Raw genomic sequence first — 21,787 nt, 5'->3', positions numbered from 1 at the left:
GAACGCCGTTGCGGCCAGCCGATCGAGGCGCAGCCGGTCTTCGGCTAGATCAGCCATCCGACAGAGGCCATGGTGTGCGGACCCGCCAGCCCCATGGAGAGACGATGCCGGCATGACCGGTCCGACAGGTGGGGAACGTGCGACACAGGAGGATATCGCGCTCGCCCGGTGCGACCGTCTTCCCTGCTGGTGGCGCGGATCGCGGCCAGACACCCGCCCCCGACTGCCGCGTCCCTGCTGCGAACGGTTCGGGCCGCATCCTCTGGACCTGTCGTTCCAACGAAGGCTGGCCAGCCAGTTGCCCGCTGGACGATCCCTCCTTCGCCATGGCTGTTTCGACCTGTTCACTGGTGAGGAAGGGAGGTCATTGCCTCCCTCATCCATCGTCCCCGCAGCCCGAACGGGGAAAGAGGTCACACTCCGCACCCGTTCTCTCCGGGCGGGGCCTTCCGGCGCGCGGGCACTCCCGTTTGCTTCAACCGGGAGCGCGGACAATGGGGAGCCCGACGTGTTCGTGTGGTCAGTCGACTAGCCGTAGCTGACTATTTCCTCGTTTTTGCAGGAGAGAGTTCGACGTCTGATTCAGCAAGCGGTTTTTTCAATAACCCCGAAGATATTTCAGGAAATCACTATTTTGCCTGTTTACATCAGAGCTATCAGTCATTCTGGATGCATCTGTCTGTTTTACGGTTCGCTCGATCAGATTGTTATCTCGCAATGGACTGACCAGACTACCAAGAAACTCCTCATCGTTTTTATACAAAGTCCAGTAGGGCCAGACGGTGACATGACCTTCCAGAAAATGAAGGGTGCAGTTTGCCATGACGCCCGTGATATCGGAATGCTTCTCCTTCCAAAGCCCTATGGACAGAAAATGAATATCGTCCAGGTTCAGAAAGGAAAGAAGTTGCCAAAATGATGGACTGCTACGCGAATCATGCAAACGAATATTACCGTATTTCTTTGTTAGACGCCGCAACTGCTGTGTTAGATGAATTTTGCTCACGACCTTCCGCTGGGACCGGATAACATCCTCCAGTGACAGACTTGCATGAAGCAGCGCACCCTCACCGTTGATCCAGACAGAAACGTCCCCGAAAAAATGATCCGTTTCTTTATGCGACGACGCGTCCAGTGGATCACTCCCGATTTCGATCTGTCGATTATTGTCCATTTTCCTGTCCTCTTCTCTCACAATGACACTCAGTTAAACGATAAATTTCCTATTTGCAGAGCATGGCAGGCTACCGTCCCCAAGTTCCTGTTTGCAAATTCCATGACATGGTCACCCCATGTAAACCACGTGAAGTGTCGCGAGAAAGAAACCGGCGCTCACGCGCCAGCCTCCCTGCGGAACCGCCAGACCGGGATGCCCATCTGTTTGGCCTTGTCGGCCAGATTGTCCTGAATACCCGAACCCGGAAATACCATGACGCCGACGGGCAGGACTTTCAGCAGGGCATCGTTCCGCCGGAACGGGGCGGCCTTGCCGTGCCGGTTCCAGTCCGGTTTGAAGGCGATCTGCGCGACCTCGCGATGATCGGCCCAGCGGGAAGCGATGAATTCCGCCCCCTTGGGGGAACCTCCGTGCAGCAGCACCATGTCGGGGTGCTTCTCGCGCACCTTGTCCAGCCGGTTCCAGATCAGGTGATGATCCTCGTAATCGAGCCCGCCGGTGACCGCGACCTTTGGCCCCGGCGGCACGAGCAGTTCCGTCTCGGCCTTACGGCGGGCGTTGAGGAAATCACGGCTGTCGATCATAGACGCCGTCAGGGTGCTGCGGCTGACCAGCGAACCTGAGCGTGGCCGCCAGGGCAACATCGTCAGGCGTTCGAACTGGTCGCAGGCGAGGTCGCGGAAGATCTCGTACGCATTGCGTCGTTCCAGCAGGGTCAGCCCCTCGGCAATGAGGCGTTCCAGTTCCACCGAGCGGATCTCGCTGCCATCCTGTTCCTGCTGGCTGCGTTTCTGCGCCGTCTCGTTGCGGTCAAGATCGCGCTCCACCTGTCCGACCATGCGGTGAAAGACATTGACGGTGGACCAGAGCAGCGGTTCGAGATCGGGTTCCAGCCTTGTGTCGGTCAGCGAGGCGAACAGGGCGTCGAAGATATCGGCAACCGCACCCTCGATCTGGCTGGCGTCGGGCAATGGCCTCGGATCTGGCTCGTCCTCGAAGGGACGGTGGCCATAAAGCTGGAGTTCGGCCAGCACATGGGCGGTGGAAGAGGTGGCGTGTGCGGGTTCGAAATCGTCCTGTGTGCGGGTCATGGGTCTGTCCTCCGGTTCTGGCCGCGCCCCTCGCGGCCTTTCCGGGGGCGGATAGCGGCAGACGAAGGCCGGACCGGAACCGCGCATCGCGCTGCCGGAACGCAGTGGAGGATGGCAGGGACACGGCTATTTTGCCTCGCGATGTAAAGCGCCCCAGAGGGGCACGACGGAAAATAGCCGGGTCCGCCATTGCAGGCCCGGCCTGGCTGACGCCCGCTCCCCTCCACGAAAGGCCGGGGGCGCGCCCCATCCGGACACAGGACAGCCTCGCCACACCGGAAAGACGATGCCCCACACCCCCTTTCCCGGCCCGCTTCAGTGCGCGACGGGTTGCAGGAACCGCGCCACGTCCTGCGGGGCAAGCTGGGGATGCAGGATTGCCCGCATCGCGCCACGCCCGAGATAGCGGAGATCATCGTTGAAATCCGCCAGACGCGGTGACAACACGAGGCATTCGATCCCGGCCTCCTGCGTCCGGGCGAGCAGGGTCGTCACCGCATGGTCGCCGGCCGGGTCGTCATCGCGCAGCACATAAAGGCGGCGCAGGGCAGGCGGAAACGCCATGGCGGCGAGATGCGCCGAGGACAGGCACGCGGCCAGTGGCAGATCGGGCATGATTTCCCGGAGCGACAGCACCGTCTCGATCCCCTCGCCTGCCGCCAGAACGTCGGACACCGTGCCAAAGCGCACGGCATGGCCGAGCAGGTCGCCCATCGCCCGGCGGGGGATTTCGACAGGGGCCTTGCCGCGTCCGTCGCGCGCCAGCCAGGTGCGATGCACGCCGGTCACGCGGCCTTGAAGGTCGGTCACAGCGGCGATCATGGCAGGCCAGGTCTCGGTCGGACTGTCAGTACCGGCGCGGTAGTAGCAGTCCGGGTGGAAACGCAGGGCCGCCATAGGGGAACAGCGCGTCAGATCGCGTCCCCGCAGATAGACAGCCGCGACACCGGACAGGAGGCGACTGGCATTCCACAGACGGCGCGCGGCGTCCGTGCTGCTGCCTCCCGTCTCGGGCCGGTGCGACCGGGCCGTTCGCAGGCGATCTGCTGCCCGGTCAGGTTCAGGTTGCGGCAGCGCCAGAAAGCTGCGCGCCTCATCAGCAACGTCGCGGAATTCGATCAGACCGAGGCAATCACGGATCAGGTCGAGCAGATCGCCGAACGCACCGGTGCTGGCATCCGTCCAGCGCCCGGCGGCCCCGCGCCCTTCCGAGGGACCATGCAGTCGGACATAAAGCGAGCGGCCGGGGGTGTTGTGGACATCGCCGACCAACCAGTAATTGCCATGGCGTCGCCCTGCCGAGAGGTAATGACGGCACACCGCCTCGGGGTTCTCCGCCAGACGGCGTGACAGGTCCCGTGCATCATGCTCCGCCATCATGCCGCCTCCCTTTCCGTCACGCGCGCGATCGGCCAGGTCTCGAAAAGCCGTTCCAGAACCTTATCGCCCGCATCATCGACCGGCACGAAAAACCGCAATGTCCATGAGATGATTTCCGAAAATAGACCATAGGCCCGCAAACGTTCCCGCATCCCTTCGGTAAAGCCGGTCAGTTCGATCCGCGCCCGCCCCATCACCCGCACCCGCCGCACCTGCATCCGTTCAGCCAGATGCAGGACCGTTCCGCCGTCCAGCAAGGCGCTGCGTGCGTCCTGCCCGGATAGCGACAGACTGCCGGTCGCCCCGGCACTGGTGGCCCATGCCACGGGCACGCGCCGGCCAAGCACACGCTCGCCGTCATCGGTCTGCAACCGATAGACCCGTGCATGATCCGTCGGCAGACGTTTCCAGACCGGCAACAGCAGACCCGTCACCATATGGAACTCGGCCTCGACGAATTCATCGACCGTGCGCAGATCCGCCTCCCACAAGGCCGCGAAGGTGTCCGCATCCACAGACTTCCAGTGACTCGCCGCGAAAGCGTCACGCGAGAGGATCTGCGTGTCCATGGGCCGGACCAGCCGAACGCGCCACTCAAACTCCCCGTCTTCGGTCACCAGACCGGGTGCCGGAACACGCACCGCGATCCGCCCGGACTGGGTATTGCGCACAAGACCGGACTCCCGCTCCCGTCCCAGAGCCAGTGCTTGCGACAACGTAACGGGTTCCGAGCGCCGACGTTCCCGGATAGTCAGCAAGTCCGTATCAGCTCCGGTTTCCGCATGGGTGTGAATGGTCTGGCGCGCGAGAATGGTGAAGCTATCGGCGCGCAGGGTTTCCAGACCCGCATCATAGACACCCACCGCGGCCTCGACACGGCCTGCCAGCAGATCTTCGAACGTCGCGAAGAGCAGGTTCTGCAACGCCACCGGCAGGGCGAGCATCCGGTTGAGAAACGTGGAAATCGGCGGAAGCTTGTCCTTCAGGCCCGTGTCATCGACCAGGGACAGACCCGTCGTATCCTCGAACTGCGCCAGAGTGCAGCCTTCGACCTTTTCCCGGGCGAGAAGACGGTAGAACTGGCGCAGCGCGTCGCGCGCATAGGGACTTTCAAGATTGTCTTCCGGGCGAAATAGCCCCTGCCCGCCCGTCTGGCGCTGACCTCGGGTTATAGCGCCCAGCGTGTCCAGCCGGCGGGCGATCGTGGAGAGAAAGCGTTTTTCCGCCTTCACGTCCGTGGCAATCGGCCGGAACAGGGGCGGCTGCGCCTGATTGGTCCGGTTGGTGCGACCCAGCCCCTGAATGGCGGCATCCGCCTTCCAGCCGGGTTCCAGCAGATAATGCACCCGCAAACGGCGGTTCGCAGCCGAAAGTTCGGCGTGATAGGACCGGCCGGTGCCTCCTGCATCGGAGAAGACCAGAATGCGCTTGGTGTCATCCATGAACGCCTGCGTCTCGATCAGGCTGGCGGCGGCCGGTCGGCTTTCCACGGCAAGCCGGTCCCCCTTGCGCACCACGCGCCGCGAGCGGCCGGTCACCTCGGCCACGGCATCGGTGCCAAAATGCTGGATGATCTGATCGAGCGCGCCGGGGAGTGCCGGGAGGGCTGCAAGCTGTTCGATCATCGCATCCCGCCGGGCCACGGCCTCACGGCTCAGGACGGGCTTGCCATCGTGAAAGACCGGCCGTGAAGACACATGATCAGACCCATCGCTATAGGGTTCGTAAAGCTGGACCGGGAAGGAATGTTCCAGATACCCAAGGACGTATTCCCTTGGCGTCACATCGATCCGCAGATCATTCCAGTCTTCCGGCGGGATTTCCGCCAGCCGCCGTTCGGTCAGGGCCTCCCCCGTGGAGACAAGCTGAATGACGGCCGCCTGGCCCTCGGCCAGATCGCGTTCGATCGCGCGGATCAGGGTCACGGTTTTCATGGCCGTGATCAGATGGTTGAAAAACCGCTGTTTCGTGCTCTCGAAGGCCGAGCGGGCGGCAGCCTTGGCCTGCCGGTTCAGCGTGCCGTCCGTTCCGGTGATGTTGGCGGCCTGCATGGCGGCGTCGAGATTGTTGTGGATGACCATGAACGCCTGGGCAAAGGCGTCATAGATGCGGATCTGTTCTGGCGTGAGCTGATGCTCGACCAGTTCATATTCGACGCCGTCATAGGAAAGTGACCGGGCGGTATATAGTCCCATGGCCTTGAGGTCGCGGGCCAGCACCTCCATGGCCGCCACACCGCCAGCCTCGATGGCGGCAATGAAATCGGCCCGCGTGACGAAGGGGAAATCCTCCCCGCCCCAGAGGCCCAGACGCTGGGCATAGGTGGTGAACAGGATGCCCTCGGTCAGACGGATGGCGGTGCCCTGCGAAAAACGCGACTGGGGCGTGACCAGCAGCCGTTCCATTCCCAGTGCCGACCAGTCGCGCTGCGCGTCTTCGAGGAGTTTGTCCGACTTCGACACCCAGACCGCGCGCCTGCGGCCGTTAAGCCAGTTGTCCAGAATGATACCCGCGACCTGGCGGCCCTTTCCGGTACCGGTGCCATCGCCAAGGAACCAGCCGCGGCGGAACCGGACACCATCGGGATCGTCCTCACCGACACGGGTGAGGATGTCCCATGTCTGATCGGCTTTCCAGCGACCTGCCAGAAAGCGATCATGGGCCTGGCCAGCATAGATGACGGATTCCAGTTGGGCGTCGGACAGCAGGCCGTCATGGATGACGGCATCAGGGAGGGTTGGCTTGTGGGAAGGCCCGGGCGGGCGCACCGAGGCCATGGCGGCCGACTGGACCAGTTTGGTGGGGTGCGGCCGGGCGCCGGGAATTGCGAGGGTCTGGAGACGATAATCCTCATACAGGGCGTCAGACAGACGTGTCGTCGCGGTTCCATGCTCATCCGACGGCAGGATGTCATAGGACAGAAGTGCGCCCTGCATCTCCTGAACCATCCTGTGACGCGGTGCGACGGCGGCCTTACGCCCGAGATAGCCGCGCACAGTGCGAGGCGAAGAAAGAGCAGCAGAGCGTGACACTGGCGACGATTGGCGCGTCTGCGGCTGACGGGGCGGCAGATCACCGGTGATCCAGCCCAGCAGGGTCAAAAAATCCCGTGCCGTGCCGTGGGCCGCGACGAAGTGTGATGGCTCGGAAGCGGGTGTGCGGTCGAACACCAGAAGCCGCGTTTCGACGCTCGTGCCATGCTGCCGATAGAGCTGCCCCGCGACACCCGCCGAAAACACCAGGCGGCCCTTGGCCTGAAGGATGGTGAAACCATCGGTCCAGCGCGGGTTGTCGGGGCAGAAGGACAGGCCGGTCAGGGCGACCAGCCGACCACCGGGCCGCAACCGGTCCAGTGCTGAGGCGATGTGCCGGAAGGTCGTGTCGGGTGCGCGACCGGCCACATGCACCGTCGCCGAGAAAGGCGGGTTCATAAGGACCACATCCGGCTGGATGGTCTGCGGCAGATAGTCGTGGATCTGTGCGGCGTCATGCCGGAACAGGCGGGCTGCCGGAAAGAGCGCTGCCAGCAGGTCAGCACGGCCCGGCGCCAATTCATTGAGGGTCAACGAGGCACCGGCTAGTTCGGCGAAGAGGGCCAGAAGACCGGTCCCGGCGGACGGTTCGAGCACGTGTTCGCCGCGCGCGAAATCCGCCGCCCGCATCAGGCAGAACGCCAGTGGCAGAGGCGTCGAGAACTGCTGCCAGGTCTGGCTGTCGTCGGACCGACGCGTCTGCGAGGGCAGAAGTGACGCCAGACGTGCAATGCTGGTGAGGAGATCCGCATCGCCCGAGGCGCGGGCCATCAGGGCCGGTCCATAGCGGCGCAGGAACAGGACGGACGCGGCTTCGGCAGCGTCATAAGCCATTTTCCAGTCCCACGCGCCTGTCGCATCTGGGGCCTTGAAGGCGCTCTCCATCGCCTGGCGCAGTCGGCTGGCGTCCAGCATCTCACCGCGTTCGAGATGGGCGAGAAGCAGTCGTGCGGCGGCGATATTAACCTTCGTCTCACCGATAGGGGTTACAGGACAATCCATGACGGAAGTCTCCGGGGAAGAAAGACGGACGGTCCCGGCACGCCTCCCTCTCCCGCACCGGAACCGCCCGGTTCAAAACCACCCTTTCCCTCTCCACTGCTGCACATCCGGGGCACGCGGGGCTTGAAGCCGCCACAATCTCTGCGTAACGGTTTTGTGAGGCTTACGCCTGAACCATTCCTACAGAAGGCATTGCACATGAAAATTTCCGAACTGGTCGACCAGATTGCCGAGACGACCGACGCCAGCAAGACCGACACCCGCAAGGTGCTCGATGCGCTCGTGAAGGCGATGACCGCCGCCGCCAAAAAAGGCGAGGAGCTCTCCCTGCCCGACTTCGGCAAGTTCAAGGTGAAGGACGTGCCAGCCCGCGAGGGGCGCAACCCGGCGACCGGTGACAAGATCCAGATCGCAGCCTCCCGCAAGCTGGCCTTTACGCCCGCCAAGGCCCTGAAAGACGCCTTGAACGACTAAAAACGCGCCCTCTCCGATGGTCCTGACAAACAGCAGGATGTCCTATTTTTGTGGATTGGAATGTCCTGTTTCTGTTACTGTGCAAGACCATCAGGGAGGTCCATTGAGGTCATCATGACCCAGCCACGTCGCACCAGAACACTGAAAGAGCGGCTGAAGACACGCATTCGCCGTGCGCGTGGCGACGTCTTCGTGCCGCGTGACTTCGCCGATCTCGGCGAATATGACAGTGTCAAAAGAGCCCTTCGACAGCTCATTATCGAAGGTGAGATCGCGCGTCTGGGCTACGGGGTCTACGCCCGCGTAAAAAAGAACGGCCTGACTGGTCGGCCGATGCTTGCCGTCCGCGGCGGCTTTGATGGAGCCGTGCGTCAGACTCTTAGCAAACTGAAGGTCAACTGGCGGGAGTCCGATACGGTCCGACAGTACAATAACGGGCGCACGACACAGATTCAGGCCAATCCGGTCTTCGAAGTTCAGAGCCGGTTCAACCGGAAACTGCGCTACCGAAACCTCGAGGCGCGGTTTGAAAAGCCTTACGCCTGATCTGCTCGCTGAGGTTGCCGATGCGCTTGACCTGTCATCAGCATCTCTCGTGGAAAAGGACTACCGCGTTGTCGAGGTGCTGGCAGCACTTCAGCATGCGGACCTCCCTCAAGGGATAAGTCTGGTTTTTGCTGGCGGCACATGCCTTGCTCGTGCTCATCGGCTGGTCGCCAGGATGTCGGAAGACGTGGATCTGAAGATCACGATTGCACCGCTGCCGTCGAGCAAGAATGCGGCCCGGAAAATTCTGGGCGCCCTGAAGGAGACCATCAGAACAATCGCGGCAGACCTCGGGTTTCCCGATCCGGTCATTTCCGCGAAAAATGAAAACCACTATATCTGTGCCGAGCTGACCTATGCGGACAGCACGGGCGAAGACGTCGAACTGCTCCCGCACCTTCTCGTCGAACTGACATATGCGCCCGCCGCTCTCCCGACCGTCGAAAGATCGGTCCGGTCTTTCGTCAGCGAGGCGACGAATTCCGAACCGGAGATACAGCAGATCACCTGCATTTCCGTGGACGAGACCGCAGCAGAGAAATTCGTGGCCCTGACCCGTCGGACAGCGGGTTATCTGGAAGGACGGAAAACCGACGCTTATGACCGCTTCCTGATCCGGCACGTCTACGACCTGCATTGCATCCTGCCCCATCTCGATCTGCCTCGCGTCTCGACACTTGCCAGACAGATCATGGTCAGTGACGCAGAGCAGTTTAAGACGTGGTTCCCTGCGTATGCCGCAGACCCGGAGGCAGGGACCGAACAGGCGTTAGCCTATCTTATGACGAATTCAGAATGTCGTGTTTCCTTCGATCGGTTTCAGGCAGCCATGGTTTACGGCCAACATTTCACCTACGACACGGCAATGGCGTCAGTACAGAGTCTGTATGCCGCCATTAAAGAAACCGAAGATCATGTAGATGAAAAGAACGATGTCGAACCAAATAGAAGACGATCGAAATAAAGACAACGACTATAAAGATTATCACTTTTCCAAAGGAAAAACCGGCAGGATCGTCCATTGGCTGCTCCGCATTGGCAAGCGGTCTGAAACCGTTGATGAAACTGTCACCGCACCCGCCGTCCTCACACTTGTGGCATTCCTGTGGGCTGACAAACATCCGGATTGGGATCAGCTTCCGATCTGGGTCTATGTCGCCTCCGTAGCTGCTGCCGGAACCTGGTACGGGCTCGTCAGAGGCGGTCCCGAACTCGTTCTTCCTTTGCTGCGAGGAACGCTGACCGGTGGGTTGGCCGCCATGGCGCTTTACCTTTGTCTACCACACATTGCGCAACCACAGGAATGGTCATCCATATCAGGCAATATGGTCATGATCGGTATGGACCTGTTTTTCTTCGCCCATGCGCTTTCAGCTATCGCGCGCGAGTTTCTATTAACGACAGAAAATCAGTGGGAAAAAGGACGTATACGACGCCAAGAAATATTTTCCCGAGGAATTAATTTTAATGCGTGGTCCAACACATATTCCTCATTCTCTGGATTTATAAAATACCTAGGATCTCAGTTCTATTTATTATTGTGCTTACTTACTACATCAAAATCTATGGAGGGATTTACTCCTTTGCTATGCGCTTTTATTATTTTGTTACGTACCGCTCTTACTGTGTGGGGGGGTGGGATATTTTTCGGCTAAAATATCCGGGATACATTTTTGGCACATGCTCTCCAGTCTCGCGCATCTATTGTCTCCACGTATCTAGCTTGCGTCTTTGCCAATCATGAAAACCGGTCTCCTCCTACGGTAAACGTATATCCGTTGGCGCGGATGGCGTCATCAATCACCCCATCGGTGGTTTGATAGTCCCATTCGCGTTCAAGAGAACGATACAACCAGCGCGCCAGATCGCGCAGGGCCTCGATAATCCCTTCCTCCGCGTCTGCCGTCATGTCTTGACCCGACGGGCTGTCGCGACTGGCGTCGATACGCATCGTATATTCATGGCAATAGGGGCCGCGCTGTGTGATCCGGGCAGTAAGCCGGTAGAAATTCCGTCTCTGGAGCGTAGTTAGCTGGTCTGCGATAGCATGAAGCGCCTCGTCCTGCGGCGCATACTGACGGATTTCATGGACCGCACGCCGCGCATATTTGTAGACGCCCTCGAACGAGGCGCCGTCCCCCTGACTGGAAAACCCCCGGAAATAGATGCAAGGATCGCATACGCTGGACGGGCCTGTCGAACGCCGCGATACCGTCGCGACGTCCACCCCGATTATGGCGCATATCCGCAGAAAGTCCTCATAGACCGCATCTCACCAGGGAAAGGAGTCCAAAGTATCCCGATACCAGAAACGAGCTTTTTCGCGGGCGACAGCGGACAGTTCATCAATCTGGTAAACGGTGACGGAGAGGATCTCAGGCATCGGGATCATCTCCTTCAAGAGCGCCAGCCAGCCATTCGTTGGTGCTGGTCCAGCCGACGGATTTGCCCGCCCCAAGATCAATGAGATGCGCGCCGCCCCCGAAAGCGTCGAGACGGGGGCGCGAACAGGTATTTGCATACTCCATTCCCCACGAACCGGAGAGTGAAAACGCTTCCGCGCATTTCAGCACGAATGCGATGACGCATTCCGGGTCGCCGCCAGACTCATCATGGATCCACAATTCCGAAGAGCCTTCTCTGGAGAGCACCAGAGAGAACCCGTGAGCGAGACAAAAACCATCCTCATCCTCCGTCTCATTCCGATAGAGTTCCAGCGCTTTGAGCGCATTGTCATGTGTTCTTACGTCAAGAACGCAGGAGAAATGCGTGAAATAATCGGCCATTTTCAGACCCTCCATAAAGGAAAAGCCCGGAACAGTTCCGGGCTTTCGCAAAGGCAATGACGAAAAATGCGATAGGGAGGTCAGACCCGCTCCATGAGCTTGCGGGCCTTGCCTTCCAGATCAAGTCGCGTGTCCTGATTGCTCTTTGTGCGGGCAAAGGCCGTAATGCCCTGCACGAAATCGAACACGCTTTCCGGTGGCCGGCCTTCCTCATGCAGAACCGTCTCGATGATCCTGGCCGTCTCCGGCTTCGAGAAGCCCTGCCGCCGCAGGAAGCGCTCGCGATCATCCTCGTCTCGTGCCACGATCTGCTTGCGTGACTCCTGAATTCCGGACACAAACGATGCAGTGCTGGCGTTTGCGAAATTCCGCAGCGCAGGTGCGGCCTGGTGGACAAAGCGGGAGGCCGCAAACTTGCTGTGCCGGATCGTGATCTGCTGCAAATTTTCCTGCCCCCAGATCAACCGGTTCTGGCACACACCGCGCAAGTAGAAAGAGGCAATACCGAGGCTTTTGCTACCGACTTCGGAATTCCATGCGTAAAACCCCCTGAAGAAAAGATCAGGATCGCCATTTGGCAGCCGTCCCGCCTCGATCGGATGCGTATCATCGACGAGAAACAGGAAAACGTCCCTGTCCGAGGCATACAGGGTTGTGGTTTCCTTCGTGATGTCCACATGGGGACTATGGGTCATGGTCGCCCAATCAATGACGCCCGGTACTTTCCAGTTCGTATCACCTGTTCCGTTACCCGCAATTTTACGCACGGCGCCCACAAGCTCGTGGTCCCAGATGCGACCGTAATCCGGCCCGGTCACGGCCCGCAATTCGACACGACCGTCGCAGGTCTCCAGCGTCTTGACCAGTTCCGCCCTATGGGACAGCAACCCATGCTGCAGATTGATCGCGGCCAACGGAGCCGGAAGGTTACGCAGGTAAGACGACGGCGCGCTGACCAGACTGCACAACTGCCCGAAGGACCAGTGGGTCGGTGCAACGGGTGCGCTCTGGCCCGGCACCGAGAGGGTCAGCCTTTCGGCATTGTCGCGCGTGGCCTCGACGCGAATGGCGCGGCTCTCCACCGTGCGTGCGGTTGCCCGTTCCGCACGGTTCAGGGTCGCGGCGTGCAGGTCGGCGAGAGACAGATAGCGTTCGTCATCCGGACGGGAAAACCATTCAGACGATACACGGTGATCCACCCGGCCACGGGAAGGATCGATGCGAAACTCGGTGGCGGGACGGGTCGACGGAAGAACGGTCATGGTCATGGAAACTCTCCTCTTGCGCCGGATATTCGGCACAAAAGGCGAAGCCGCCCTCTCCCTCTTTCAGGACCGGGCCGCTCATTAATGCAACTTCCAACGTCCTGCGACCGCTTAAAACTCCCGGCACTGTCCGAACTGCCCGCCCCTATCCCCACTTGACGGATGTCGGCAAGCGCGATCCTTGGGAGATCGATGGTATGCAAGCTGTCTATACTGTATTTAGCGAGGCCCTCGTCTCGATGCCGTTCAATCCGAATCCCAAGCGCGTCTATGATCGGCTCACCACGAACAGCGAGCACGCCAAATTCGCCGTCACCGTCGTTATGCGAAAGTTCGTCATCATCACCAATGGGCTGTTCCGCGATGATCGGTTCTGGACGCCAAGAACCGTTTGATCGCAACGAATATTCTAATGAGCCAAACGCGGGGCCGCTACCCATACATTCCATGCTTCAGTTGACCGCTCGGGTATTTATCGTTGAATGATAATCTGTGACTGTGCTACAGTAATTTTTATCGAGCATCACGGAGTACGATTGATGACAGTTCTGCCGTTCACGAGACCCGAAGATGAGGAGCCGCTTCCTTCGCCGCCGGTGCAGGATGCAGAGCGGCGCCTGGCGGGCTATGCACGGTCGCTCAGGGCCTTGTTCTTCGGCTCACTGGCTGTAAGCAGCACGTTGGTCGCGGTGGGTGCCACGGCACTTGCACTTCGGAGCGGAGCGTATGTCGTGGCAGGGACCGTCAATCATCGCCTGACGTTTATGGGCATGATCGGCGCGCCAGCCGCCGGCATGACAAGTCAGGATTTTACTCCGGTCAGTCAACTCCCGACATGGGCGACCAGTCTCGGAGCACCGCTTCTCGTCTTACGCTTTCTTCCAGGACTTCTTGTTCTGATGTTCCTGTATCGCCTGTTCGATCTCTATGCCAAAGGCGAGGTCTTCACCTTCGCCACGACGCGAGAAATACGCAATATTTCCTGCTCCGTTCTCGCATATTCGTGTGTCAGCCTCGTCACGCATCCTCTGATGTATCTTCTTGGCCTGTTCCCTGAAATTTTCTCATGGGACATGCAGCAGATAGACGCTCTGGTTCTTGGCGTCATTCTCCTTGCGGTAACGTATGTCATGAAAATCGGAAATAGAATTTAAGAAGAGCAGAAGGATTACATCTGATGCCGATCATTCTCCATCTCGACCTTATGCTCGTAAAACGAAAAATGAAGTCCAACGCTCTCGCCCGAGCGGTCGGCATTACCGAGCCTAACCTTTCCTCCATTAAGTCAGGCAAGATCAAGGGCATCAAATTCTCGACCCTTGAAGCGATCTGCAAGCACCTTCAATGCCAACCGGGCGATATTCTGGAATATGTGCCGGATGAGGAAACCGACTTCGAACTTCGCGAAGCGAGTTAAGCTGCCTCCTCCCTGAACCTGCCTGATCGGATCGATATGACGCGCTGTCGCGCGAACGCCCGAGATATGAAGGTATAATTACGATATGGAAACGAAATGCGGAAGCGCCAGCCGAGCGTTGCGCTTCCAGACTTTCCGTGTGCTCTGGCCGCACCGTGCGGTAGCTTGCGGCGTCATCCTCGTATTGAGCGCAAGTGGCTGCGCTGTGGGACCAAATTACAAGACTCCCGAGCGCACTCTGCCGAACCGTTATACGGAAACCGCGTTGCCGGAGCGCACGGTGTCGGCGCCTGTCGCCGAGGGAGCCTCCCAGCATCTCCATCCGGGGCAGGATATTCCCGGGGACTGGTGGACGCTCTATCGTTCCGAGCCTCTGACCCGTCTTGTCGCGCTCGCGATCCGGAACAATCCCAATCTCGAATCCGCCCGTCAGGCGCTCCGTAATGCCCAGGAACTGACACTCGCGCAATATAGCGGCCTGTTGCCGGCTGTCGGCGGCACCTTTGGCAGGACACGCGGAAACTTTCCTTTTGCACCGAGTGGCCAACCGAATACGAGCATGAGCTACGGTTATTATGATGCTCATCTGGGATTGAGCTATAATTTCGACGTCTGGGGCAAAACGAGACGACTGATCGAGCAACAGGAGGCCCAGTCCGATTATCAGCGGGCCTATTTCGAGGCCGTGCTGCTGACGCTGACTGGGAACGTGGTCGCAACCGCGATCAACGAAGCATCCCTACGCGGGCAGATCGCAGCGCAGATGCGGCTGATCGCCACAGAGCGTGATTACCTCATGATGTTGCAACAGCAATTCTCACTGGGAGGAGCGAACGGCACGGACGTTGCTCTTCAGGAAGCCCAACTGGCGCAGCAGGAGGCGGAACTGCCTCAAATGGAGAACAGCCTCGCACAAGCGCGTAACGCGATGGCAGCCTATCTCGGGGCGCTGCCGGCGGATACCGCGCCGCCGCAATTCGATCTCTCCGATCTCACGTTACCGACTGAAGTGCCGGTCGCGCTCCCATCCGATCTCGTCAGGCATCGTCCCGACATTCGCCAGGCGGACGGCAATCTTCACGCTGCAACGGCGGCGGTCGGCGTGGCGATCGCGAACCGGCTGCCACAGGTCACGCTAACGGGCGATCTCGGCTCCCAAGCCGCCCGGGCCGGGCAATTAATGACGCCCGGCAACGGGCTGGCGACTCTGGCAACGCAGGTCACCATGCCGATCTTCGAGGGCGGCAATCTACTTCATCAGCAGCGCGCGGCCGTCGCCACGATGCGGGATTATGCCGCCCAATGGCAGGAAACAGTAGTGGGTGCATTCCAGGACGTCGCGAATGCGTTGATGCAAATCCAGAACGACAGCCGACAGCTCTCGGCGAACCTGCTCAGCGAACAGGCGGCGGCAAGGGCACTCGATCTGGCGCGGAGACAATACGGACTGGGCGGCGTGTCCTATCTTACCGTGCTCAGTAGCGAAGTCATCTACCAGCAGGCGGCGATTGCCCTCGTGCAGGCAAGGGCCGCGCGGTTGAGCGACACCAGCGCCCTGCTCGTCGCCCTCGGTGGGGGATGGTGGAACCGTCAGGACGTTCCGCCGCCGCCTCCTGGCGTCTTCGATTCCCTGATGCCCTGGAGCAAGTCATGATCCGCACCTCCCGTTTTCGCTCCATCGCGTTTGCAATGCTCGTCTTCGCCATGAACGGCTATTCCGGCGCACGAGCGCAGGACGCGCCGCAATCGGTCTCGACGGCCACCGTTGGGATCGGGCACTGGCGGCCGCAAATCGAGGCCGTCGGCAATCTGAGAGCGCGCTGGGGGACGGATTTGTCCTTCCAGACCGCCGGCATCGTTTCCGAGATCATGTTTCATTCAGGGGAGGATGTTCAGAAGGGCGCCGTCCTGGCGCGGCTGCAACTGAACGACGAACCCGGTCTGCTCGCCCAGTACCGCGCGCAGGCCGCGCTGGACGAGATCAATTTCAACCGTGACACGAAGCAGTTCCAGGTCAACGCCGTCAGCAAGGCGATCGTCGACAGGGACCGGCTGACGATGGAGGCGGACCGGGCGCATGTGCGCTCGGAAGAGGGCATCATCGCAACGAAGGAATTGCGTGCGCCTTTTGCGGGCCGTCTTGGTGTCCGCCGCATCGATCCCGGACAATATCTGGTGCCGGGGACGGCCGTTGTTACGTTGCAATCCCTGGACCCGATCTATGTCGATTTCTATGTGCCCCAGAATCTGTCTCCGCATATTGCGAACGGAAATACCGTGTCGGTACAGGTCGATGCCTGGCCCGGTCGGGCGTTCGCAGGTGTGGTGACGGCCATTACTCCGCAGGTGGATACACAGAGCCGCACAGTTCTCGTGCGGGCCCAGCTCGCCAATCCGGACCACGCCCTGGTGCCAGGCGCGTTTGCACGGGTCACGACCAGCTATGACGCAGCGAAGGCCACCGTCGTCGTCCCGCGCGTGGCCGTTCAGTACGCCACATCGGGGAACAGCATCTGGCTGGCCGTCCGCGACGCCAAAGGTAACGCCTTACACGCGCATCAGCAGGGGATCGGGACCGGGCAGAGCCGGGGTGATCTGGTCGAAGTGGTCTCGGGGCTCAAGGGCGGCGAGAAGATCGTCACGTCCGGACAGATGAAGCTCTACGAGGGCGCGCTGATCCACGAAAACAATGCGATCGAACCTGATTCGAGCGCCACACCCGCCCCGCCTGAGGAGTGAGCGCTCCATGTCTATGACCGATCTTTTCATTCGCCGGCCGGTCCTGTCAATCGTGCTCTGCATCATCATCCTCGTCGCAGGACTGAGAACCATCCTCGGTCTGCCTGTCCAGAGCTTCCCGAGCACGGTAAGCGCCACTATTCAGGTCGTGACTGTCTATTACGGAGCGGATGCGGGCACGGTCGCGGGATTCATCACGACACCGATCGAGAGCGCAGTGGCGGCGACGGACGGCGTCGATTACGTCTCCTCCACGAGCGAGACGAGCGTCAGCACCGTGACGCTGCACCTCAAGCTCAACGAGGATCCGAAACCCGCCATCGCGCAGGTACAGGCGTATGTCTCCGCCATCGCCAACAAGTTTCCGGCAGGAACGCAGCAGCCTGTCATCACGATGTCGAACAATGAAGGGTCCGCGATGTATATCGCGGTTTCCAGCAAATCGCTGCGTCTTGAACAGGTGGCCGATTACACGGCGCGGGTGGTTCTGCCGCAACTCCAGTCCGTCCCTGGCGTGCTTCAGGCGACGGATATGACGCAGGCCAACATGGCATTGCGCGTCTGGTTCGATGCCAAGCGTCTTGCCGGATATGGCCTGACAGCGAACGACGTGGCGACCGCGTTAGCACAGAATGACTATGTGACCGGTATCGGACAGACGCTCGGCGGTATGACGTCGGTTGATCTCGCCGTCACCAGCAGCCTGCATACCGAGGAACAGTTCAGGCAACTGGTCGTTGCGCAGCGGGGTTCGGCACTCATAAGGCTGGGTGATGTCGCGAAGGTCGAGTACGGCCCCGAGATGACGGAAGTGCGCATCACGAATCCGCTCGGGAGCGGCGCGTTCATCCGCGTTACCCTCGCCCCCGGGGCAAACCTGATTGCAACCTGCGACCGACTGCATGACGTGCTCTCCCACATCTCCGCGCGCCTTCCCCCGAACATCCGGACAAAGGTGATTTTCGACCTGTCGGATTTCGTGCGGGCATCCCTGCACGAGGTAATCCTGACGCTGCTGGAAGCAATCGCCATCGTGACCGGCGTGATCTTTCTCTTCCTCGGCTCGTTCCGGTCGGTTCTCATCCCGCTCGTCACTATCCCGCTCTCGCTCGTCGGAACCGTCGCGCTTATGGGATTCATGGGCTTCTCGATCAATTCCTTGACCCTGCTTGCTCTTGTGCTGGCCACCGGACTGGTGGTGGATGACGCGATCATCGTCGTGGAGAACGTCAACCGGCATCTGGCCATTGGCGAGAACCCCATGGAAGCCGCGTTGAAAGCGGCCCGAGAACTGGGGCGGCCTATTATCGCGATGACGGTCGTCCTCGTCGCCGCTTATGTGCCGATCGGTTTGCAGAAGGGGTTAACCGGCGCGCTGTTCACCGAATTCGCCTTCACCCTGGCGGCAAGCGTGACGGTCTCGGCGGTTCTGGCGCTCGTGTTGTCGCCCATGATGTGCGCGACGCTGTTGCGGCCACATGACGCGACCGCTCCGCGTTGGGTGAAGTTCAGCGATCTGGCGCTTGGCCTCATGCACCGCGCCTATGCAAAGGTGCTGCGGATCGTCCTTCGGTTCTGGCCCGCCGGAATCGTGTTGGCCTGCGTGGTTCTTGGAGCGTCCGTGATGTTCTACCGCGGTGCGACCCACGAGCTTGCACCGGCCGAGGATCAGGGAATCGTCGTCGTCGCCGGACAGGGACCACCCGCGACGACCCTCGATTATGTCGCGAAATACGCGCCTCCGGTGCTTGATGCCCTCAAAGCCATCCCGGAGATGGAGGATTTCTGGCTTCTGGATGCACCGCGCGTCGAGCAGGGCGGCGTCGTGCTGCGAGACTGGCGCAACAGAAGCCGCTCTGACGTGGACATCCAGCAGGTTCTCCAAGGAAAGCTGAATGACGTCACGGGTCTGCAATATGGTGTCTTCCAACTCCCCTCCCTCCCGGGCGGTGCGGGAATGCCGATCCAGTTCGTCATCAAGGGGGCGGGTTCCGCTGACGAGCTCGCGGCCATCAGCAAAACGATCGTGACGGAGGCGAAGAAGAGCGGACTGTTCGCCTATATCGACAACGACCTGCTCATTGACCAGCCCCAGACGACCCTCGTCTTGGACAGGTCGAAGCTCGCGGAACTTGGTCTGAACGTATCGGATGTCGGCAACAGCCTGAACTGGCTGCTCGGGGGCAGTTATGTGAATTATTTCAGCCGAGACCAGCGGTCGTATCGCGTCATGCCGCTCGTCACGCGCGGGCAGCGCCTGAACGCCGAGCAGATCCTCGACTATCCGATCGCCTATACACATCCGCAAAGCGGACCGGCGATTCCGATCCCGCTGTCCTCGGTCGCGCATCTGACGCATCAGGTCGTGCCCGAACAGATCGCGCATTTCCAGCAGCTCAATGCCACGACGCTTCAGGCCGTGCCGGCTCCCGGCGTTTCCGTTGATCGAGCCTATTCATGGCTCGCGTCTCTTGCCAATTCGCGGCTACCGGGCGGCTACGCAACGGACACGACGGGATCGCTACGCGACTACCTCACCGAGCGCGGCTCCTTCCTGCCGAGCTTCGGCTTCGGAATTCTGATTATCTTCCTCGCGCTAGCTGCCCAGTTCGGCAGCTTTCGCGATGCGCTCATCATTCTTGTCACAGTGCCCATGTCCGTGGCAGGTGCGTTGCTTCTGCTCTGGCTGGGGATGAGAGGCGCATCCGTCAATCTCTACAGTGAAATCGGCCTCGTAACGCTTGCTGGCCTTATCAGCAAGCATGGCATCCTCATGGTCGAGGTCGCCAACGAACGGCGGGAGCAAGGGATGTCGAAACTTGCGGCGATTGAGCATGCGGCACTCGTGCGTTTGCGGCCGATCCTGATGACGACTGCCGCAATGATCCTCGGCGTGGTGCCGCTCCTTGCAGCGTCCGGAGCTGGGGCCGCCTCGCGCTTCGTTATGGGGCTGGTGCTGGCGGGTGGGCTTGCCATCGGAACCCTGTTCACGCTGGTCGTGCTGCCATGCTTCTACCTCCTGCTCGCGCATCGAAAATCAGGGTCACCGGACGGAACTGGGCGAAGCTAGGAAACAGCGCGCAATCGTGAGATCACCCGAACGCCCTCACTTTGAACCGCTGCGCGTTTTTTCTTGTGCGACAATAATTTATATCCGTATAAGGGAATCGCCTTCTCCTTATGCAGGAACATGTCTCTCGCCACAGAAAGGAACAGCTATGTCCACACTAACGATGACTGAGACAAGTCCGCGTGGCTTTCTCACGGTTGATCACCGGGAAAACCCGGAAATCACGAAACTCAAGGAAAATCTGCGTCTCCAGACTTTCCTTGCCGAGCTGAAGGCCAATCCGGCACAGGCACTGGCTTCAGCCAATCTTCAATGTTCGGAGGACGAACTGCGCCGCCTCGCATCACTTTTCGAAAGCGGAGAACGAGACTTATCGTCAGAGCGTGCTCATGCCTCGGTTACTGTGGGCGTCAGCGTATCCCGCTAATCTGATAAATTATCGACAGTACTGATCCCGTCCCTGCTCGGGAGAAGGCACCCGTAATACTCTGAATATTTAGGAATACGCCGTTAGCTGTATCCGGTTTGATGACCTGCCTGTCTCGTAACAACGAACCAGAGGACCGTCGCGATGATACCTCAGTTATTAAACAAAAAAATTATGTTGGTCGTTCCTCCTATTTCGTCGGTCACTCGGCCAAGCCTGGGGGTCAGCAACCTGAAAAGCGCCGCACAGTCCGCCGGTTTTGACGTCAATATATTTTATGCGTGTTTTGACTATGCCGAATGGATTGGAGTAGATCTCAATCAGAAATTGGCGGAAGGCACGCGATCGGATCTCCTGATTGGAGAGTGGATATTTTGCGATAACATAAGAACACGGCCAATAACCGAAAAGTCATTAAATTACGAAAATGATGTACTGGTCTCGCACATAGATGAAGCTTTTCGGGATACGATCCGCGCGTTGAAGGACGGTTCGGAAAAGTACGTGGACCACTGTGCTGACATCATTCTCGTGCAAGACCCATCGATTGTAGGAATTTCCAGCACATTTCACCAGCATTGTGCTGCCTTAAGTATCGCAAAGAAAGTAAAGGAGCGTCGTTCGGATATCATCATCCTACTCGGTGGCGCGAATTGCGAGGAGGAGATGGGTCGAGCAACCGCAGATTTATTCCCATGGGTTGATTATGTCTTTTCAGGAGAGTCCGAAGTTACTTTTCCTTACTTCCTTGATCTAGTCGCCTCTGCCACCGAGCATGGTACGCCAGACTCCGAACGTAATCTAACGGACAGCAAGCTGACGCAGAAATTCTGGGACTATACGATGGCTCCGCCACTCGCCCAGATGGACGATCTTCCGGTACCCGCATTTGACGAATATTTCGCGCACCTTTCAAAAGCAACGTTCAAGCATCGAGTTCAACCGGCCCTGACCTTTGAATCGTCGCGAGGGTGCTGGTGGGGACAGAAGCATCATTGTACGTTTTGTGGCCTGAACGGACATACGATGTCGTTTCGTGCAAAGTCGGCTGATCGAGTGCTATCCGAGATAAAATATCTGAGTGATACGTGGGATATCCATGACTTTGCTGCATCGGACAATATCATCGCGATGCACCATATTCAGCAAGTGTTCGATAAAATACCCGACAACTCAAAAGACAGGTTCTTTTATGAAACCAAGGCGAACGTCTCAGAAGACCAACTCAGACGTTTATGTAGAGCGGGTGTAACCTGGAGGGATCGAAGAATCGTTAGTTGATACGCTTGGCCGGTGATTTCAGGCTTTTATCGTTCTGACTGACGGCTCCCGGGGTGACTTTCGATCTGCGTTTTGTGCAGATCCGGCGCTGTTACCTCCG

General features: G+C 59.5%; 19 protein-coding genes. 12 read left to right on the top strand and 7 right to left on the bottom strand.

Annotated features, from left to right (window positions below):
* Positions 1 to 598 precede the first annotated feature (598 nt).
* The 4 genes from F3J08_RS16000 to F3J08_RS15985 form a co-directional block, all read right to left on the bottom strand.
* Positions 599 to 1,174 (bottom strand): hypothetical protein, encoded by a 576-nt coding sequence (locus F3J08_RS16000; protein ID WP_166931585.1) that lies wholly within the window; start codon positions 1,172 to 1,174, stop codon positions 599 to 601.
* A gap of 158 nt (positions 1,175 to 1,332) precedes the next feature.
* Positions 1,333 to 2,268 carry a DUF2493 domain-containing protein gene (locus tag F3J08_RS15995; RefSeq protein ID WP_166931582.1) on the bottom strand — a complete coding sequence of 312 codons (936 nt, stop codon included), beginning with the start codon at positions 2,266 to 2,268 and terminating at the stop codon, positions 1,333 to 1,335.
* Between the two features lie 315 nt (positions 2,269 to 2,583).
* A complete protein-coding gene (locus tag F3J08_RS15990; RefSeq protein WP_166931588.1) occupies positions 2,584 to 3,645 on the bottom strand; it encodes a toprim domain-containing protein in 1,062 nt (353 codons plus the stop codon).
* The gene (locus F3J08_RS15985) at positions 3,645 to 7,682 is read right to left on the bottom strand and encodes a bifunctional class I SAM-dependent methyltransferase/DEAD/DEAH box helicase (protein WP_166931579.1); all 4,038 of its coding nucleotides are present in this window, start codon (positions 7,680 to 7,682) and stop codon (positions 3,645 to 3,647) included. The genes F3J08_RS15990 and F3J08_RS15985 overlap by 1 nt, the downstream gene beginning before the upstream one ends.
* 198 nt (positions 7,683 to 7,880) lie before the next feature.
* Here F3J08_RS15985 and F3J08_RS15980 point away from each other — a divergent pair, with 198 nt between their 5' ends.
* From F3J08_RS15980 to F3J08_RS15965, 4 genes are all read left to right on the top strand, one after another.
* Positions 7,881 to 8,156, top strand: a complete 276-nt coding sequence (locus F3J08_RS15980; RefSeq protein WP_166931548.1) for an HU family DNA-binding protein — start codon at positions 7,881 to 7,883, stop codon at positions 8,154 to 8,156.
* A gap of 114 nt (positions 8,157 to 8,270) precedes the next feature.
* Positions 8,271 to 8,702 (top strand): DUF6088 family protein, encoded by a 432-nt coding sequence (locus tag F3J08_RS15975; RefSeq protein ID WP_166931545.1) that lies wholly within the window; start codon positions 8,271 to 8,273, stop codon positions 8,700 to 8,702.
* On the top strand, positions 8,683 to 9,666 hold the full coding sequence (locus tag F3J08_RS15970) for a nucleotidyl transferase AbiEii/AbiGii toxin family protein (protein WP_166931541.1): 984 nt from the start codon (positions 8,683 to 8,685) through the stop codon (positions 9,664 to 9,666). Before F3J08_RS15975 ends, F3J08_RS15970 begins: the two co-directional genes overlap by 20 nt.
* Entirely contained in the window at positions 9,623 to 10,357 is a 735-nt protein-coding gene (locus F3J08_RS15965) for a hypothetical protein (protein WP_166931538.1), read from the top strand. The genes F3J08_RS15970 and F3J08_RS15965 overlap by 44 nt, the downstream gene beginning before the upstream one ends.
* 83 nt (positions 10,358 to 10,440) lie before the next feature.
* Here the strand turns inward: F3J08_RS15965 and F3J08_RS17300 are convergent, their stop codons facing one another.
* From F3J08_RS17300 to F3J08_RS15950, 3 genes are all read right to left on the bottom strand, one after another.
* Positions 10,441 to 10,653 carry a hypothetical protein gene (locus F3J08_RS17300; protein WP_240149415.1) on the bottom strand — a complete coding sequence of 71 codons (213 nt, stop codon included), beginning with the start codon at positions 10,651 to 10,653 and terminating at the stop codon, positions 10,441 to 10,443.
* Positions 10,654 to 11,077: 424 nt separating this feature from the next.
* The gene (locus tag F3J08_RS15955) at positions 11,078 to 11,488 is read right to left on the bottom strand and encodes a hypothetical protein (RefSeq protein WP_166931535.1); all 411 of its coding nucleotides are present in this window, start codon (positions 11,486 to 11,488) and stop codon (positions 11,078 to 11,080) included.
* Between the two features lie 80 nt (positions 11,489 to 11,568).
* Complete coding sequence (locus F3J08_RS15950) at positions 11,569 to 12,756, bottom strand: DUF932 domain-containing protein (protein WP_166931532.1); 1,188 nt, start codon at positions 12,754 to 12,756, stop codon at positions 11,569 to 11,571.
* Positions 12,757 to 12,950: 194 nt separating this feature from the next.
* Between F3J08_RS15950 and F3J08_RS15945 the strand changes: the two genes are divergently transcribed.
* The 8 genes from F3J08_RS15945 to F3J08_RS15910 all read left to right on the top strand — a co-directional run bounded on the left by F3J08_RS15945 (position 12,951) and on the right by F3J08_RS15910 (position 21,687).
* Complete coding sequence (locus tag F3J08_RS15945) at positions 12,951 to 13,148, top strand: hypothetical protein (protein ID WP_166931529.1); 198 nt, start codon at positions 12,951 to 12,953, stop codon at positions 13,146 to 13,148.
* A 144-nt stretch (positions 13,149 to 13,292) separates the two neighbouring features.
* The gene (locus F3J08_RS15940) at positions 13,293 to 13,907 is read left to right on the top strand and encodes a DUF2975 domain-containing protein (RefSeq protein WP_166931527.1); all 615 of its coding nucleotides are present in this window, start codon (positions 13,293 to 13,295) and stop codon (positions 13,905 to 13,907) included.
* Positions 13,908 to 13,930: 23 nt separating this feature from the next.
* On the top strand, positions 13,931 to 14,170 hold the full coding sequence (locus tag F3J08_RS15935; protein WP_166931524.1) for a helix-turn-helix transcriptional regulator: 240 nt from the start codon (positions 13,931 to 13,933) through the stop codon (positions 14,168 to 14,170).
* Between the two features lie 85 nt (positions 14,171 to 14,255).
* Complete coding sequence (locus F3J08_RS15930) at positions 14,256 to 15,824, top strand: efflux transporter outer membrane subunit (RefSeq protein ID WP_166931522.1); 1,569 nt, start codon at positions 14,256 to 14,258, stop codon at positions 15,822 to 15,824.
* Complete coding sequence (locus F3J08_RS15925; protein ID WP_166931519.1) at positions 15,821 to 16,909, top strand: efflux RND transporter periplasmic adaptor subunit; 1,089 nt, start codon at positions 15,821 to 15,823, stop codon at positions 16,907 to 16,909. Before F3J08_RS15930 ends, F3J08_RS15925 begins: the two co-directional genes overlap by 4 nt.
* 7 nt (positions 16,910 to 16,916) lie before the next feature.
* Positions 16,917 to 19,979 (top strand): efflux RND transporter permease subunit, encoded by a 3,063-nt coding sequence (locus tag F3J08_RS15920; RefSeq protein ID WP_166931516.1) that lies wholly within the window; start codon positions 16,917 to 16,919, stop codon positions 19,977 to 19,979.
* 148 nt (positions 19,980 to 20,127) lie between these two features.
* On the top strand, positions 20,128 to 20,406 hold the full coding sequence (locus F3J08_RS15915; RefSeq protein ID WP_166931514.1) for a hypothetical protein: 279 nt from the start codon (positions 20,128 to 20,130) through the stop codon (positions 20,404 to 20,406).
* A gap of 144 nt (positions 20,407 to 20,550) precedes the next feature.
* Positions 20,551 to 21,687, top strand: a complete 1,137-nt coding sequence (locus F3J08_RS15910; protein ID WP_166931510.1) for a RiPP maturation radical SAM C-methyltransferase — start codon at positions 20,551 to 20,553, stop codon at positions 21,685 to 21,687.
* The last annotated feature ends 100 nt before the right edge of the window (positions 21,688 to 21,787 follow it).

This window comes from Asaia sp. As-1742 (assembly GCF_011753235.1).
Lineage (GTDB): Bacteria > Pseudomonadota > Alphaproteobacteria > Acetobacterales > Acetobacteraceae > Asaia > Asaia bogorensis_B.
The sequence above is the reverse complement of the archived record's forward strand: the minus strand, read 5'-3'. Positions and strand labels throughout refer to the sequence as shown.